General features: G+C 56.4%; 11 protein-coding genes. 3 read left to right on the forward strand and 8 right to left on the reverse strand.

The features are described from left to right. Nucleotides 1-159: 159 nt before the first annotated feature. The 3 genes from OKC42_RS06040 to OKC42_RS06050 all read left to right on the forward strand — a co-directional run bounded on the left by OKC42_RS06040 (nucleotide 160) and on the right by OKC42_RS06050 (nucleotide 6,900). Nucleotides 160-1,209 (forward strand): efflux RND transporter periplasmic adaptor subunit, encoded by a 1,050-nt coding sequence (locus OKC42_RS06040; protein ID WP_180343478.1) that lies wholly within the window; start codon nucleotides 160-162, stop codon nucleotides 1,207-1,209. Further along, on the forward strand, nucleotides 1,209-4,325 hold the full coding sequence (locus OKC42_RS06045) for an efflux RND transporter permease subunit (RefSeq protein ID WP_270819229.1): 3,117 nt from the start codon (nucleotides 1,209-1,211) through the stop codon (nucleotides 4,323-4,325). The genes OKC42_RS06040 and OKC42_RS06045 overlap by 1 nt, the downstream gene beginning before the upstream one ends. Nucleotides 4,326-4,536: 211 nt before the next feature. Then, nucleotides 4,537-6,900 carry a YgiQ family radical SAM protein gene (locus OKC42_RS06050; RefSeq protein WP_270819230.1) on the forward strand — a complete coding sequence of 788 codons (2,364 nt, stop codon included), beginning with the start codon at nucleotides 4,537-4,539 and terminating at the stop codon, nucleotides 6,898-6,900. Between the two features lie 110 nt (nucleotides 6,901-7,010). On the opposite strand, the gene OKC42_RS06055 is transcribed toward OKC42_RS06050, so the two are convergent. The 8 genes from OKC42_RS06055 to OKC42_RS06090 all read right to left on the reverse strand — a co-directional run bounded on the left by OKC42_RS06055 (nucleotide 7,011) and on the right by OKC42_RS06090 (nucleotide 17,531). Next, nucleotides 7,011-9,134 carry a KAP family P-loop NTPase fold protein gene (locus OKC42_RS06055; protein ID WP_270819232.1) on the reverse strand — a complete coding sequence of 708 codons (2,124 nt, stop codon included), beginning with the start codon at nucleotides 9,132-9,134 and terminating at the stop codon, nucleotides 7,011-7,013. Nucleotides 9,135-9,525: 391 nt separating this feature from the next. Then, entirely contained in the window at nucleotides 9,526-11,025 is a 1,500-nt protein-coding gene (locus tag OKC42_RS06060; RefSeq protein WP_270819233.1) for a histidine-type phosphatase, read from the reverse strand. A 344-nt stretch (nucleotides 11,026-11,369) separates the two neighbouring features. Further along, nucleotides 11,370-12,203, reverse strand: a complete 834-nt coding sequence (locus tag OKC42_RS06065; RefSeq protein WP_270819234.1) for a hypothetical protein — start codon at nucleotides 12,201-12,203, stop codon at nucleotides 11,370-11,372. A gap of 2 nt (nucleotides 12,204-12,205) precedes the next feature. Beyond that, the gene (locus OKC42_RS06070) at nucleotides 12,206-13,786 is read right to left on the reverse strand and encodes a hypothetical protein (protein WP_270819235.1); all 1,581 of its coding nucleotides are present in this window, start codon (nucleotides 13,784-13,786) and stop codon (nucleotides 12,206-12,208) included. A gap of 17 nt (nucleotides 13,787-13,803) precedes the next feature. Further along, nucleotides 13,804-15,342 (reverse strand): OmpA family protein, encoded by a 1,539-nt coding sequence (locus tag OKC42_RS06075; protein WP_100646507.1) that lies wholly within the window; start codon nucleotides 15,340-15,342, stop codon nucleotides 13,804-13,806. Nucleotides 15,343-15,774: 432 nt separating this feature from the next. Further along, complete coding sequence (locus OKC42_RS06080; protein WP_100646506.1) at nucleotides 15,775-16,209, reverse strand: hypothetical protein; 435 nt, start codon at nucleotides 16,207-16,209, stop codon at nucleotides 15,775-15,777. Beyond that, on the reverse strand, nucleotides 16,206-16,739 hold the full coding sequence (locus OKC42_RS06085) for a DinB family protein (protein ID WP_100646505.1): 534 nt from the start codon (nucleotides 16,737-16,739) through the stop codon (nucleotides 16,206-16,208). The genes OKC42_RS06080 and OKC42_RS06085 overlap by 4 nt, the downstream gene beginning before the upstream one ends. Nucleotides 16,740-16,922: 183 nt before the next feature. Then, entirely contained in the window at nucleotides 16,923-17,531 is a 609-nt protein-coding gene (locus OKC42_RS06090) for a short chain dehydrogenase (protein ID WP_270819237.1), read from the reverse strand. Nucleotides 17,532-17,542 lie beyond the last annotated feature (11 nt).

Here is a 17,542-nt window from a genome sequence, read left to right on the forward strand (position 1 = left end):
GTATGCGATGTGGCGTGAAAACAAACGGCGCGACCTGAAACAGAGTGAGCTTATCCCGCTCTTGTTACGTTTTGTCACATTTATACATAGTCACGGCATAGTCTGGGGCTAAAATGGCCCCAATCTGGATTTACCCTCTCACTCTTCATGGACTGTTCGATGAAAATGCGTATCTGGCTCGGCTTGGGCCTTCTTCTAATCGTGGTTGCCGGCGTCTGGGCGCTGCGTCACAGCGAACCCGCCGCCAAAGCACCGACCAGACAGGTCAATATCCGCACTCAAACCGTCAAGCAGAGTCTGGCCGAGCCGACCCTCAAGCTGGTGGGCAAGCTGGCGGCCAATCGCTCCGTCATCATCAGCCCCGAAGTGACCGGTCGCATCGTCAAGATTGCGGTGCAATCTGGTCAGAGCGTGGCGAAGGGGGAGACCCTGATCGCGCTGGATGCGGGCAAGCAGCAGGCGGAGCTGGCCGAGCAGAGCGCCAGCCTGCGCGACGAGAACCGCAAGCTGAGTGATATGCGCAAGCTGGTGGCCCGTGGCGCCGTGACCCAATCCGAGCTGGAGGGGCAGGAGGCCACCGTGGCCCAGGTGCAGGCACGCCTCGATGCCGCCCGCTACGAGCTCTCCCTGCGTACCCTGCAGGCGCCCTTTGCCGGCACCGTGAGCCTGATTGATCTGAGCGAAGGGGCGCTGGTCAACAGCGGCGACACCCTGCTGCATCTGGATGAACTCGACAAATTGCGCCTCGATCTGGCGGTGCCGGAGCGTTACCTCTCCCTGCTGCGCCCGGGCATGGCGGTCACCGCCACCAGTACTGCTTGGCCGGATCAGCAATTCAAAGGCACCCTCACCACCCTCGACAGCCGCGTCTCCAACGATACCCAGAACATCAAGGCGCGGGTGATGATCCCCAATGGCAACGGCCAGTTGCGCCCGGGCATGCTGCTCAATGTGGAGCTGGCACTGCCTGCCCAGCAGCTTACCCTGATCCCCGCCCAGTCGGTGGAGTACGCCGGTGAGCAGCGCTTTGTTTACCGTCTTGAGGCCGATGGCCGGGTCAAGCGGGTGCCTGTGGTGCTCGGCGAGACCGAAGGGGAGACCGTCTGGGTCACCGAGGGGCTGAAGGTCGGCGATCGCATCGTGGTCGAGGGGCTGGTCAATCTGCGTGATGGGGTGCAGGTGCGTGACCTGGCCGAGGTGAACGGCTGATGTGGCTCTCCGATATCTCAGTTCGCCGCCCGCTGGTGGCGGTGGTGCTCAGCGCCCTGCTCACCGTGTTTGGTCTGGTCGCGTTCAGCAAGTTGACGGTGCGGGAGATGCCCGATGTGCAGATCCCCTCGGTATCCATCACCACCACCTATGAGGGGGCGGCCCCCTCGGTGATGGAGAGTCAGGTCACCAAGCCCATCGAGGATCAGCTCTCCGGCATCAGCGGCATCAAGAACATCAACTCCATGACCCGCAAGGGGCGCTCGATGATCACCGTCGAGTTCAAGCTCGGCTGGAACATGGTGGAGGGGATCTCCGATGTGCGCGATGCCCTCTCCCGAGCCCGGCCACGGTTGCCCGATGATGTGGACGAACCGCTGGTGACCAAGGACAGCGGCAACGGCGATGTGGCGATCTGGCTCAACTTCAGCAGCAGCCAGATGGATCGCACCGCCATGACCGACTACGCCAACCGCGTGCTGGTCGACCCCCTGAGTCTGGTGGACGGGGTGAGCGAAGTGGCGCTCTCCGGCGATCTCACCCAGGTGATGTATGTGCGGCTGCGCCCTGCCGACATGGCCGCCCGTGGCATCACGGTGAGCGATGTGGAAGAGGCCCTCAAGCGCGAGAATATCGAGCTGCCGGGGGGGGAGATCCGCAACAACTCCATGACCATGGCGGTGCAGATCGCTCGTCTCTACCACACAGCGGAAGATTTCCAGCAACTGCAAGTCACCACTGCCGCCAACGGCCAGAGCGTCTATCTGGCCGATATCGCCGACGTGGAGGTGGGAGCCAAGAACGAAGACAGCGCCTATCAGCGCAACGGCAAAGAGAGTCTGGGTATCGGCATCGTCGCCCAGTCCACCGCCAACCCGCTGGCAGTGGCGCAGGGGATCGAGAAGAAACTCGGCGAGATGCAGCGCTTCCTGCCGGAGGGGGCCAAGCTCGAGGTGGATTACGACTCCACCATCTTTATCAAGCAGTCCATCGACGAGGTGTACGAGACCCTGGCCATCTGCGCCGTGCTGGTGGTGGCGGTGCTCTATCTGTTCCTCGGGCAGGGGCGCACCACGCTCATTCCTGCCATTACGGTGCCGGTATCGCTGATATCAGCCTTTATCGGCGCCTGGTATTTCGGCTTTTCCATCAACCTCATCACCTTGCTGGCCCTTATTCTCGCCATCGGCCTGGTGGTGGATGATGCCATCGTGGTGGTGGAGAACATCCACCACCATCTGCAGCGGGGGGAACCGCCGCTGCTGGCCGCCTGGCACGGCACCCGCGAGGTGGGCTTTGCGGTCATCGCCACCACCGCCGTGCTGGTGATGGTGTTTGTCCCCATCGCCTTTATGGATGGCATGGTGGGGCGGCTCTTTACCGAGTTTGCGATATTGCTATCGCTCGCGGTGCTCTGCTCCTCGCTGGTGGCGCTGACCCTCACCCCGGCCATGGGCTCCTGGCTGATGCGCCCGCTGGATAAACCGAACCGACTCACCGCCGGGCTCGATCGCGGGCTCGGCTGGCTGGAGGGGCACTATCGCCACCTGCTGGCGTGGGTGCTGCGTCGCTCCCGCTGGACGCCGCTGGTGCTGCTGCTCTGTCTGGGCGGTATCGGTGCCCTCTTTACCCAGCTGCCGACCAGCCTTACCCCGACCGAGGATCGCGGCGTCATCTATGTCTTCGTCAAGGGGGCAGAGGGGACCAGCATCGAGCGGATGAAGCGTAACATGCAGCAGGTGGAGTCCGCCATCATGCCGATGCTGGGCAAAGGGGTGGTGCAGGCGCTGAGCTTCAGTACCCCCGCCTTTGGCCGTGGCGGCGATCAGACCGGTATGGTGATCATCCAGCTCACCGACTGGGCGGAGCGCGACGTCACCGCCACCGAGTTCTCCCGCTCGCTGGGTGCCAAGCTCTCCGGCATTCCCGATGTGATGATCCGCACCTTCCAGCCCGGATTCCGCGGTGGCTCCACCGCACCGGTGCAGTTCGTGCTGCAGGGTAACGACTATGCCGAGCTCTACCAGCAAGGGTTGGCGCTGCAACAGGCGGCGCAGGGCAGCGGCCTGATGCTGAGCCCGGATCTCGACTATGCCGAGAAGACTCCCGAACTGCAGGTGACCATCAATCGCGACAGCGCCAGCCAGCTTGGCATTCCGGTCTCCACCGTGGCCAACAGCTTGCAGACCTTGTTGGGCGGGGCGAGCAAGACCACCTATGTGGACAGGGGCGAGGAGTATGACGTCTACCTGCGCGGCAACCAGACCGAGTTCAACGGCATCTCGGATCTCGGTCGAATCTATCTAAAGGCCGCCAACGGCGAGATGGTCAGTCTCTCGACCCTGGCGACCGTCAAGCAGGTGGCGACTGCCAACCGCCTCAACCACTACCAGCGGCAAAAAGCGATCACCCTGACCGCCGATGTGCACCCTGACCACACTCTGGGTGAGGCCCTCGATTTCCTCGATGGCTGGGCCAACGACAACCTGCCCACCGGCATGACGGTGGATTACACCGGTGATTCCAAGGATTACCGCGACAATCAGGGAGAGATGGTGCTGGTCTTTGGCCTCGCCCTGCTGGTGGTCTATCTGGTGCTGGTGGCCCAGTTCGAGAGCACCCTGACCCCGGCGGTGGTGATGGTGACGGTGCCGCTCGGCATCTTCGGTGGCCTGCTCGGCCTCTGGCTGACGGGGCAGGAGATGAGCATCTACAGCCAGATCGGGATGATCATGCTGATCGGTATGGTGACCAAGAACGGCATCCTCATCGTCGAGTTCATCAACCAGTTGCGCCAGCGCGGCGAAGGGTTCGAGGAGGCGATCATCGCAGGCTCGGTGCGCCGCTTGCGCCCTATCCTGATGACTTCGCTCACCGCCATTATCGGCGCTGTGCCGCTGATGCTCTCCATGGGGGCAGGCTACGAGAGCCGGATGGCGGTGGGAACCGTGGTCTTCTTCGGATTGTCGCTGGCGACCCTGGTTACCCTGCTGGTGGTGCCCGCCATCTACCATCTGATCGCCCGCCACGCCGGCATGACAGGGGCGCGGGATCAGCAGGTAGACGAAGCGCTGGCCGCCAAGGGGGCTGGGGAGTCGCAGCCTCCGGCGCCCTGATCAGCGCCTTGACCTGAATCCTGGTCTGAACCCTGACCTGCGCGCTCAAGCGGGGGCCAGTTATCAGCCTCATCATCACAAGGGCGCCTGCGGGCGCCCTTGCTATTGCGGGCGGCGGCCTATTCCGCGGGATCTATAGGGACAAAAAGCCATCGCCCCCCTTGGCCGCAACCGGTATAATGCGCGACCCGAATTTTTCCAGGTGTTCAAAATGCAGCCGGTACCCAACCTTTTCTCCTATCCCCGCTATTGGGCCGAGTGCTACGGCACGGCGCCCTTCCTGCCCATGTCCCGCAAAGAGATGGACAAGCTCGGTTGGGACAGCTGCGACGTCATTCTGGTGACGGGGGATGCCTACGTGGATCACCCGAGTTTCGGCATGGCGGTCATCGGCCGCATGCTCGAAGCGCAGGGCTTTCGGGTCGGCATCATCGCCCAGCCGGACTGGTCATCGAAGGATGACTTTATGCGTCTGGGCAAACCGAACCTCTTCTTCGGGGTGACCGCGGGCAACATGGACTCCATGATCAACCGCTACACCTCCGACAAGAAGCTGCGCCACGACGACGCCTACACCCCGGGGGATGTGGGCGGCAAGCGGCCGGATCGCGCCACCCTGGTCTATACCCAGCGCTGTAAAGAAGCCTTCAAAGAGGTGCCCGTCGTTATCGGCGGCATCGAAGCTTCCTTACGCCGTATCGCCCACTACGACTACTGGTCCGAGACCATCCGCCGCTCCATCCTGCTCGATGCCAAGGCCGATATCCTCATCTACGGCAACGCCGAGCGGCCGCTGGTGGAAGTGGCCCACCGCATCGCAGCGGGGGAGACCATCGACACCATGCAGGATATTCGCGGCACCGCCGTCATCCGCAAGGAGCCGCTGCCGGGCTGGAAAGGGGTGGATTCGAGCAAGCTCGACCAGATTGGCCGCATCGATCCCATCATGAACCCCTATATGGAAGGGGCACCCTGCTCGGATGACGCCACTGAAGCGGCCCCTGCCGCGCAGGAGGCCCAGCCTGTGCTGGTGCAGCCGGCCAAGCCCAAGCCGTGGGAAAAAACCTATGTGAAGCTGCCGGCGTTCGAGCGCGTGAAAGAGGACAAGGTGCTCTACGCCCACGCCTCGCGCATTCTGCACCACGAGACCAACCCCGGCTGCGCCCGCGCCCTGTCGCAGGCCCACGGCGATCGCATCGTCTGGGTCAACCCGCCCGCCTTCCCGCTCGAAACCGAGGAGATGGACGGCGTATTCGGCCTGCCCTACCAGCGGGTGCCGCACCCGGCCTATGGCAACGAGAAGATCCCCGCCTTCGAGATGATCAAAACCTCGGTCAACATCATGCGCGGCTGCTTTGGCGGCTGCTCCTTCTGCTCCATCACCGAGCACGAAGGGCGCATCATCCAGAGCCGCTCGGAAGAGTCGATCTTGAAAGAAATCGAAGATATCCGCGACAAGGTGCCGGGCTTTACCGGGGTCATCTCGGATCTCGGCGGCCCCACCGCCAACATGTACAAGCTGCGCTGCAAGAGCCCCAAGGCCGAGCAGACCTGCCGTCGCGCCTCCTGTGTCTGGCCCACCATCTGCCCGCACATGGACACCGACCACAGCCCGACCATCAACCTCTATCGCAAGGCGCGCGACCTCAAGGGGATCAAGAAGATCCTCATCGCCTCCGGCGTGCGTTACGACATCGCGGTCGAAGATCCCCGCTATATCAAGGAGCTGGCCAAGTACCACGTCGGCGGCTACCTCAAGATCGCGCCAGAACACACCGAGGAGGGGCCCCTCTCCAAGATGATGAAGCCGGGCATGGGCAGCTACTACCAGTTCAAGGAGCTGTTCGACAAATACTCCAAAGAGGCGGGCAAGCAGCAGTACCTGATCCCCTACTTTATCTCTGCCCACCCGGGCACCACAGATGAAGACATGATTAATCTGGCGCTCTGGGTCAAAGAGAATCGCTTCAAGCTCGATCAGGTGCAGAACTTCTACCCGTCGCCGCTCGCCAACGCCACCACCATGTATTACACGGAGAAAAACCCGTTAAACAAGGTGAGCCGCGAGGGGGGCGATGTCTTTGTCGCCAAGGGCGAGCGCCGTCGCCGCCTGCACAAGGCGCTGCTGCGCTACCACGACCCCGCAGGCTGGCCGATGATCCGCGAAGCCCTGCTCGCCATGGGCAAGGGCCACCTGATTGGCAACGGCCCCTGCTGTCTGGTGCCAGCGGAAGGTCGCAACGAACGCGCCGCCAGCGGCAAGGGGCTGAAACCGGCCCTGACTCGCCACAGTAACATTGCCCATCAGCGCGGCAACGGTGCTGGCAACAAGCCGACGGGCGGCAAGCCGGTGGGCTCCCAGCTGCAGAAAGGGGCAGCTAACGGCAAACCGGCCGCACAGGGCGAAGGCAAGAGTGCGGGCCAGAATGCGGGTAAGAGCAAACCTGCCGGAAAACCTGCCCATAAGGGTAAGACCCCGACCCGCGCAGGCTCTGCCAAGCCGGGCGCCAAACCTACCGCTCAAGGGGGCAAGCCTGCGGCTAAAGGCAATGGTGCCAAGCGACCGGCGCGGTAAGTTTTCCTGATTGGAAAATGATAAAAATAAAAAGGCGACCAGATGGTCGCCTTTTTATTTCTACGCGAGTGTTATAACAGTTTTGTTTATGTTTTTTGATGCGTGTGTTTTTACCAACGCTCTCCCAGACTACCATCTCTTAAATAATATTTTTTCCCATCAAGAATACTCTTTATGACGGATTGAATATGAATTGGTTGTGTTTCTATAATTACATTTCTTGCATGTTCTTTTAGTTTTTCGATATTGATCATGTCATAAAAATCATTTTTCTCAATCTGTACATAGGGCCCATTAGTAGAATCGCTACCAGAGTTCCCAATAATCTCTGCAACTCTAATAATGCCACCTTTAGAATTTAAAGTATCAACAATGTATTGAGCGGCTTTTATTTCTGATGACCTTTTTAGTTCAAAGAAAATATGAGATTCCAAGTGGTTTTTAATGAACCTTTTACTCGAAAGGGCTCGAGTCGCTACATATTGGAAGATATCTTCCAACTCTTTTAGCTCGGCTTCATTGACCCATTTGGTTTCATTGTGCTCACCATTATATTGCCCTCTAATTTTATATAGTATATCCCCCCCTAAGGGGGCACTACATTCTCGCTCGATAAGTCTCTTTATTAGTGAGTACTTATCATCATAATCAGATATGATTTTATTTGTAAGCCAGTTTATCTGACGATAAATATCCCTTGATAGAAATCCATAGTTCCCTTCAAGTTCTACCTTTAACTTTTCTGAGTTTAAAAGACAATCGTAAATACAAGTTAGAATATCAAAGCTATCGTCTTTGCATCTTGATGAGTAATTCATCATCATTTCAAAAAAACGTTCATCCGCATCGTCTTTAAGTAATTCATTGATGAATTCCATCCTATCAACATCTCCATTTATGAACTCTAATATATCCTTGTCAGATATATATCCTACTGGAGTTTTATAATGGAATGCTACATATAGTCGCTGCGGAGATGATACTCTTCCAGCTGCATCCCCATCTGAAACACTATAATGTGAGTATCCACCGCTATTGAGTAAAGGAAATATATCGCCTATTAGTCCAGATATCAGTGCTTGATCGCTTGCATTAAAATTCTCAAGTAAATTATTCCTCTCACTTTCAAATTTCTTTGCTACATCACTTGCTTTATTCATCATCAAGCCATCATTTTCAAATCTCTTTCCTATGTAAGCTTCAGGTGTACACTTTATATGTTCATAAATAGCATTTGCTTTAGTTGCGATAATGGATAAAGAAAATAGGTCTGCAAAGCATACTTGGCCTTCAATCTGTTCTAATACAAATCGTAAATGATTAAAGCATCTTTTTAGTTCCCGTGGGTTTTTAATGAGATGTTTGAAATACATGTGGTAAATCCAACTTAGCCTCTCTTGGTCTTGCTCGAATTGCCGTGTCAGATTTATCTGATTGAGATTGTCTAGCTCAATATTTGTTAACTCATTCATCCCTTTTTCAGAAATAACTGGCAAGGGAACTCTGAGTTGAATAATTTTATTTATATACTCATGAGAATTAATTATGTCATTCTTGTCTAGTACAGAGGTCAGGTATTTAGGGTCAAAGGCTAATAAAAAAGATGTGCTTGGGAAATCTGCAACAGCTTTGACTAGTCGGAGAACTTGAAATGTTTCTACTGGTGTTAGCCGATCAATATCATCGATAATAACAACGATGGGTCTATTGATCTTTGAAATCGCGTTGATGACACTGTGCTTTTTACCAAGTAAATCCAGTTTTTTTAGTTCTGCGATTTTTTTCGTTGTATTCCCGAAATTTGAAAAAACATTTCCAATTATTGATGCCCAAGGTTCAGCGCCAGGGACTAGTTTAGCAATGTTGAATAAGCTGGAATAAGCAATCAGTTCCTTGGATGCTTTCAATGTATCTTCTGATGCATCTCTGATGTTTAACTGGGCTGAAAATTGTAATAAAAAATCCTGAATTAAAGACTCTGGTTTTCCAGCTAGCCATGGATTGTATTCTACGATTATTGGGAAGCTTTCTTTCTCATTCAGTGCACCTTTAACAAGATTTATTACAGATGTTTTCCCATACCCCCATTCACCTTCTAGAGAAACAGTCAGGCTGCTTTCTCCGTGATTTAATAATAAGATGCTTGCAAGGTTGTTAGCAAAATCAGACCTGTTTAACAAGTCCGGATCATTATAACCACCATGAATAGGCTGATCGTTATGATATTTTCCCATTTTTTTGCCTGTATTAGATTATTGTGACTAGTAATTGACGTTATAAAATGAGAGATCAGGGGCATTCATCATTTCTAGTGAAAGAGTAAGTCCATGAAAATCTATACGGCCCGTGGATGACTGCTTCCAATATGCTCCCTTGACCCGCGCTGGCAGCAACCCATCGCAGTTCAACAGGTTCTGAATGGCCATGGTAAGCCAAACGAAACTGCCGAGGCGAGGCTTAAGTTGACTTAACTATCAGAAATTAATCATTTTTTGCGCTTGATCAGCAAATGGAACTGGAAGGTGGCTTTATCGCCATATCCCGCTTTGGCAAGCAGGGAAGGGGAGTGAATAGGGGCGACCTGCTGGTCGCCCCTTGTGATTGCCATATCCGGCGCGCGAAGGGTTAGCCGTTATAGCCGTAGCAGCGCTTGAGCTCCTCGAAATCGTAGTAGTGGCTGCCGCTTTGGTAGGGTTGGCAGCCCGTCTTAAAGGCGATCTCCTTTTCGTTGTAGAGCATCTTGACCAGCACTTGCCGCTGCTCGTTCTGGTAGATATCCCACTGAATATTGGCGGTATAGGGGGAGACCCAGCCGCCGCGCCACTCGTTGTTCTGCTGGCTGAACAGCTGATCCGGGCTGGCTCCTTGACGGCTCCCTTCCAGCTTCATCAGGGCGGCGAGGGGGATAATGGCCTCGGCGTGGGCAAAGCGCAGGGTGGCCCGTCGGCTCTGCTCGCCCTCCACCACCTGACGCTGCACCTCCCCAAACAGGCCGTCGAGCAGCGGCTGGGCAATGGCGTAGGGGGCGCTCTGGTTGGCAAAGCTCGGCCCCTTCTCGTAGAAATCTTCCGCATCGGAGAGGTAGGAGAACCAGGCAGACTCCTGTGGGGTCAGGAACTGCTCCAGCGCCCAAGGTTCGCTGCCCTGAGCCTGCGCTTCGCGGATCATGCCGGGGCCGATGATAAAGAGGTTGTAGAGCATCAGGGCGGCATCCACCTCGTCGCGCACATAGGTCATGCCGCCATCTTCCGGGTTGACGGCGACAAACTCGACGCCGCCCGCCAGATAGTCGACAAACCCCTTGCTGTAGATACGCTCCAGCATGCTGCGGGCCATCTCTTTGGTTTTGCTCAGGTTTTTAAGCTGATCCAGCGCCCTGGCCAGCTCGGGGGCCGGGGCGATTCCTGCATCTTCGTCGCCGATAAAGCGCTGGTAGCTCTCATAGGCGGGCAGGTAGCGGGCGTAATCCCCCTCGGGCGTGGTCTTGTGGAAGTAGAGCTCGAACTTGTTGATCAGCTTTTTGTCGATTTTCGAGGGGTCATCCTGCGTGAGGTAGCACTGCGCCGAGTCGCTGACATAGCTCACGTTGCGCTTGAGGCTCTCCATAAAGTAGAAGGCGCTTTCGTTGGCCCTGTCCTTGCCCGAGGTGATCACCTTGATGCAGTGGGGCTCGCTGCTGTTGAGCAGGGTCGGCAGCCGCGCCGCCAGCCGGGTAGCGAGGTTGGCGTGCTCCTCCTTGCCCAGCGCCGAGAGCAGGCCGTAACCCAGTTTCTGGTTGGCGGCCGTCACCAGATCGACCTTGCCTCCCAGCCCCTGCCCGAGGGGGGTGAGCGCCCCCTGACGCTGCGCCTCTTCCCATACCAGCTTGGTCAGCACGTCATATTTCGGGCTGGAGAGGGAGCGCGAGCCGTGGCGCGCCACCATTTCGGTAAAGACCGGGCTGAACCCCTGGGGCGCTGGCTCGTAGCTCTCCGCCTGCTGCTGCGGGCTGTAGACCGCTTTGGTGCTGTATTGGTAGGCGGTTTTGCCCTGGCTGTCGGCAGACGATTCGTTCTCTGACTGGCAGCCGCCAAGCAAGACCAGCGAGACGGCCAAAGCCACATAAGAAGAGCGCGGGAAAGTCATGATGTTCCTTATCTATCCATATGAGAAATAAGTGAAAAACTCTATGGCTTGAAAATGACCGCGGGATGTCAGCCAGATGACAGGCTGATGACTGTTGTGAATGCCATTAGCAGGATGACAGGCGTGGCGAGCATGCCCATCAGGGAGCGCTTCTGTTATCTTGGCCTGCCCGATAGATGGGCTTGGGGCCCGTTCATGACGTGTTTGGCAGGAGCAATCAGATGGCAATAAAAACGCGATCCCGCAGGGAGAAGGTGGGCAGCAATGAAAATAACAAGGGCAACCGGTTGGTCGCCCTTGTGTGATGGGGTTGAAGCGTGGAGCTCTGCCTGTGGATGTGACGGTTACTGCAAATCCGTGCTCAGGCTGGGGGCTCCGAAGTTCACCAGAGTGGCATCGGAGTGCTCGAAGTACTGTGACCAGAAGTCACCAAGTGCATCCATGGTCTTGCCGGAACGATAGGCATGCTTCACCGCGTCTGTCACCAGACCGGCGCCCGTGACGTAGACTCGAGCGCCTTGCAGATCGGCAAACAGCCCCTTGCTCTTGGCCTGCTTGAGCTCGTTGCCGACATTGAGCTGCTTGATCTTGTTGGTGGCATAGAAACTGGTGTAATCGGAGTGCTCCAGCATGTCCGAAATGAGGAACACGACGCGGTCACTGACGCCTTGCTCGGCCTTCATATCCTCACCCACTTTTCGCAGCGAGTTCATGATTTCGCTCTTGGGGATGTCTTGGCGGGCATCACGCAGTGCTTTCACGAACTGTTTGCCAAAGCCGTTACGAAAGACCTTGGTCTGCGTCGTCAGGCAGGTGTCCAGACCGCGCAATTTACGCATGCTGACATCGTCCCGGACTTCCCCTTCCAGCGGCATATCCAGTTGCCCCGCATAAGTCAGGCGAAGGTATTCACCAGGCAAGAAGGCGGAGAAGGTATAGAGCTTGACGCGATCACCGGCTTGGACGAACCGTTCGATCTGCCCCCAACTGCTTCGTTGCAGGTCTTCAGGCATCGGAATGGTCTGGTCGATGATGACTACCAGCTCGCGGCCGGTGCCCGCAGGTTTCATGTCGGCCAGGCCATTACGCTCATAGCAGCTCTGTATGTCGTTACGCTCGGCCGCCAACGCTGCACAAGGCAGCGTCAACGCCAGTAGCAATATATGGGTGATCTTCACGATTAGGCACTCTGCTTGGCGGGAAAGAGGCCCAGGGTCTTGAGGGCCATCTGCTGCTCACGGATATCACGCAACTGAGCTTCATCAACACCCAGTGCGCGGCTGGCCGCGGCCAGGCTCTCTTCGGGCAGGCCAGTGACATCATGGAAATCGGCGGCCTTGACGCTAGGTCCGGCTTGGCTGGGGGCATCAGTGGTTGATAGGACCTCCGTTTCTGCTTGAGCAACCGCAGGTTGTACGGCCGGTGCAACCTCGGCTTGCGCTGCCGGAGTTGCCTGAGGGGCAACCTTGGATGGTACAGTGCTCGGCCTTTCAATAAAGGCCAGGAAGTTACGACGGGCAGATTTCTCCCCTTCCAGCGCACCTAGCACAGCAGAGTTGGTATGGTCACGGCTCGACAACAGGGTCTGCAAACGGCGGAGTTTGTCATCGGCATGGCTGGCAATCGCAGTGCGTTGCTGGTCCATCGCGTCCAGCATCTCCTCGGCAGTCGCATACTCGTGAGTCAGACGCCAGGCTGTTTTGGAATGGGTGCCCGCAAAATGGTATTTGCTGGCAAGCCAGATGCTGATCCCCTGGATGGCGATGTAGATGAGCGACAGCATGACGTAGGTGGTCAGGCTGGCCTCACGGATTGCCTGCATCTTGTCTTCGATGGTGGCTTCTTCCGCCTCGTTGTTGATTGCCTGAGACTCTTCCGGCAGGTCAAATGGCGAACTCATGCTGCTGTCATGCTGGGCCGTTGTTTCTGCACGCATGTTGTTGACCATCTCGGTTTCGATGCTATCGAGGGTCGCGGAGCGTACCACGAAGGCGCCAACAGCCATGCAGGCAACAAATGAAGCACAGACAATCAGCCAGACAAACTTGCGGCTAACATTGGAATTCACATCCTTCAGGCGTGCCAGCAGCTGTTCATAGTCAGGTTTGTCAGAATCCGAGAAGGAGTCTTCCAGATTGATGGCCTTGTTTGCCTTGAGGGTACGAGAGCGTTTGGATGGCTCTTCCCCTTGCCACCAGTGGCGCGCACGGGCTATCAGACTGTTGTGATGCAGGGAGTGCCCGGCAACTTCCGCTAGAAATGCGGATGCGACGGCAAGCAATAGCGCAGTCGCGGCCGCCAGCAGGTGACGGTCATTGGTTGATGCATCCATGTTCATCCAACCTGCGAGCACGTAGGCAAACCCCATTGCCTCGACCAGTACCAGTACTAGCACCAAGGCCAGAACCCACGCAGGGCGCGGGGAACGACCAGCCTCTCCTGCCTTGGCCAGGTAGTCGAGGGAGGCGTTGTAGGCATCTGTTCCTTTTAAATGCTTCTTGTATTCGCGGTAATACACATTGGACAGGGTCACTTCATGGTTGATCCAGCCATTTCCATCGACCGATGCGGGTTTGCGCGCTAGGCGAGCAACGGTGCCGATGAGAGGGAGGCTATGCCATACCCGGATCAGGAAGTAGGAGACATTCTCCCAATGCCGCCATACCACAACGGCACTGATGAGGAATGAAACAAGGCCAACGGTCAGCATCTGGTTGGCGAGGATCAGCGCTTTGAGCGCTGCCAAAGAAAAGTCTTCCACTAAGTTTCTCCGTATTCTTATTTGGAATGGGTGGCGGGAATGGGCTTGTAGGAGGCAACATAAGCCTCGGAACCTGCTGGATAGAACAGGGCTCCCTGGCTTACCTGGGCGTTGCCTTTGCTGAACACGAGATCCATGCAGGACACAGATGCCTTGGGATCGCTGGTGAAGAGGCGGTAAAGCACTTCACTTTCTCCCTCATAGGTGTTGGCCACTGCCTTGAGGGTTTGAGGCTTCTTCTGATTCGAAGATTTGTAACCCTGAACCACCTGCAGGATCGGTTGACGATCGACCTTGGCGTTGTCACGCAAGATGGAAACCGGAGAAACAGTCACCAGGTGGCCGTTGACGGTATTGGCCCAGACACGATTGTTATAGCCGGGCATGTACTCCTTGGTGGCATGACGTGGGAGAGGTTTGTCGTCCGCCATGCTCAGTACCTGGCCAGCACTGCGCGGCTTATCTGCCTCACAGCTCGACATCGGCATGTCGCTTGCGTATGCGCTGCTAATGAGTGCAAAACCGCTCGCTTTGGGCTTGATGTTCTGAGCCATGTTCCACTGATAGGTTTCAGCAGGCTTGCCGCCGAAGTCCACCGCTGCCTTGGCGTTGGGGGCGGCCTTGGTCATGCTGGTGTCTGGAGCGCTCTGCTTGGCTGTTGTGTGACGAGGTGCTGTTTGCGACGTGGTCGTCACCTTGCCTGAACCGCTTGCGGACTGAGCCGCAGGTCTGGTCGCAGCCACACGAGGTTTGGCGGTCTCGGAAGTCCCATAACGCAGATATCGGGTATTGCTCTCTTCGGATTGGGCTCGCATGACCAAGGCCTGCTCGTTTGCCAGTTCTACAATTTCGACCCGGCGATTCTGACCGCGAAGCAAGGGATCACTGTTGTCTGCTATAGGGCGAGAAGAACCAGCACCTTGATAATAAATGGAAGAGGCCGGGATACCCGATGCGACCAAGATCTTGCCGACGGCTCTTGCCCGTTGCTCGGACAGTCGCAGATTCAGTTCTGCAGGGCCGGTGGCGTCACTGTGGCCAACGAGGAGAATGCGGCGCGCATTCGAGGCGTCAGCGGCGGCGGGTTTGGAATAGAGCTGGGCCAGTTTTGTGACCACTCGCAGACCGCTCTCTGTCAATTGAGCAGAGCCAATTGCAAACATGCCGGAATCGGGTATCTGAGCTACCAGTCCTGCATCCTGTGGCACTCCCGTAACTGCAGATGGCTCGGCAACGGTCAGTTTCTCGGTGGCAATGTTGAGATTTTCTTCCTTGGCTATCCGGTCAAGCTCTTGTAGCCGTGACTGCCACATATAACCTGCAGCACAGCCTAGCGCCCCCCCGATGGCACCCCCTGCAACAGCACCTTTCTTTCCGTTGAGCGCGTAGCCTGCAGCGCCCCCGGCTATAATGCCAGCCCCACAAAGAACCGGCATACCGTAATCTTTGCCAATGTCATTGACAGTAGATTTGAAATTCTGCATCTGCTGAGAACTGCAACCAACAGCCACGATCAGCACACAGCTGATAGGCGCAAGACGAAACGATTTATCCATAGCTATTCCTTGCCATTTTTATTTAATAGCGAGATTTAGACATACCAATAAAGTCGGCATCGAAGCTTCTTCGGGGGCGGTAAAATATCGACAGCTATTGACTTTGGACGCATTAGCGCTGGCAGCTTTTGATTATCAGCGCTCAATGCATTAATTCACTTCAATTGCTGTGTCTTATATGACCTGATTATCAGAAGAGGCAATATCTATGCGTTCTTATAGGTATCGAGTGGCTATGATAAGCCAAATGAAGCTGTGCAAGCGAGAGCAAAAGTGATGTAACCATCAGAAAAGCTTCGCCTTTTAAAATCTGTTATCAAGTTGTTTTTTATTAGTGACGGGAGGGGCTCTCATGTGGTTTGTGAAATGTCAGCTCTCTTCGGGCCATATTGGTTTGAGATACAGTCAAGACGGATCATGGGCGATGGCAACCTACTGCCTGACTTCTTGCCCCTTGGCGTTCTGCAGGGTGTGAAACAGGTAGTGTTCGTCCCGATCGTAATAGACGGTAATGGTGTGGCGCTGGGTGTAGTCCGCCGCGACCCCGGCTACTGTCATCGGCACCAGGATCAGCTCCCCCAGCCCCAATGTCACGGCGCTCGCCGTGGCCTGGCCATTGCCGTCAGCGCGCTTGTGGATCTTGCCGAGCACGGTAAAGCGATCGCAGCCCTGCACCTTATCCTCGGTCAGAAAGGCGGCCTGCTGGCAATGCTGGGGCTCGCCCAGCTCGGCGCGAATGGTCGCGCGGGTTTCCTCCGATACAAGGGTGTTGCGAAAGCGCCCCGCGTAGTGATCGATGGCGGCGGCACAGCCGCTTAGTAGCCAAATCAGCAGCAGCGGTGTGAGCCGCAGGCAGGCGCGTATCATGGGCGGGTCCCGCCCTCTGCCAGAGGCGCATCACCCCTCCGCCCGGGTTCGCTGCGATGCAAAAAGGTGGTCAGGGTATCGCGCGGCGGCGTGATGCCACACTGCACCAGAATCCGCCCGATGGCTCCCCTGTGATAGCCGCCATGAGTTACCAGATGGAGCAGCATTTCATCGCGGCTCATCTGCCCCTTGTCACCATCGACAAAGTGAAACGAGAGCGGGGTTGCCCCCTCTTGCGGGCTCAGCGCTGCGACGTAATCCACCAGCCAGTTATCCAGCTTGGTGACTGCGCTGCGCAGGGCGGTGAGGGTCGGTGTCTCCGGCGTATTGGTGGCGGTAAAACCATGGTTTTCCCCCAGCAGATTGGCCTTGAAGATGGCATCGACCACATGGATATGGTTGAAGATCCTGAGGCAGGTGTGGTGGGCCTCGCCATATTGCTGCGCATCGAGCATGGCGATGGCATCCAGCAGCTCGCTATCGGCCCAGCGTTTGTAGTGAAAGAGGGATTGCAGTGTCTTGTTGCTCATCGCGTCCTTGCCTTTGTCGCTTCGTGAAGTGCGGCATGGTAGCCAAAATGGGCTCAATACGAAACCCGTTCTGCTGCTGTTCTGCCCCCCGTTATAGAAAAAGCCCCGAGAGCAGAGCTTTCGGGGAAGAGGAAAAACATCGAAAAGGAATTACAAAGGCATTGGGATCACACCTGAACCGGATCAGGCATCGACATAGAGCACCTGGCCGCTAATAAAGCCATCGACGGAGCGCTCAAACGCCTTGCCGACCAGGGCGCCCGGCACCGGCTGGAAGCCCGGCATCATCTCGCCATATACGTCCCACGCCTCTTCCAGTACGGTCGGGTTGACCACATTGATGCGAATGCCACGGGGCAGCTCGTGGGCCACGCACTGGACAAAGGTATCGATGGCGCCGCTGGTGGTGGCATCGGCAATGGCCAGCGGGATCGGCTTGATATTGAGGATGCCGGAGATCAGAGTGAAGGATCCCCCCTGATTGATGTAGTTGAGGCCGATATTGACCAGATTGATCTGCCCCATCAGCTTGCTCTGGATGGTGGTTTGCCACTGCTCGTCGCTCAGCTCGCCAAAGGGGGCGTATTCGCAATAGCCGGCGGTATTGACCACTGCATCGAAGGAACCCACGTTTTGGTAGAGCCGTTCGATAGACTCTCGGCTGGTGATATCCACCTGAAAATCACACCCCTCGCCGGAGCGGCTGGCGGTAATGACCTTGTGCTTGCCCAGACCACTGAGGGCGGCTTGCCCCATTTTCCCCTGAGCACCAATCAGAATGACTGTTTTCATCGTTAACCTCG

The sequence above is a fragment of the Aeromonas sp. Y311-2 genome, assembly GCF_027706025.1.
GTDB lineage: Bacteria > Pseudomonadota > Gammaproteobacteria > Enterobacterales > Aeromonadaceae > Aeromonas > Aeromonas veronii.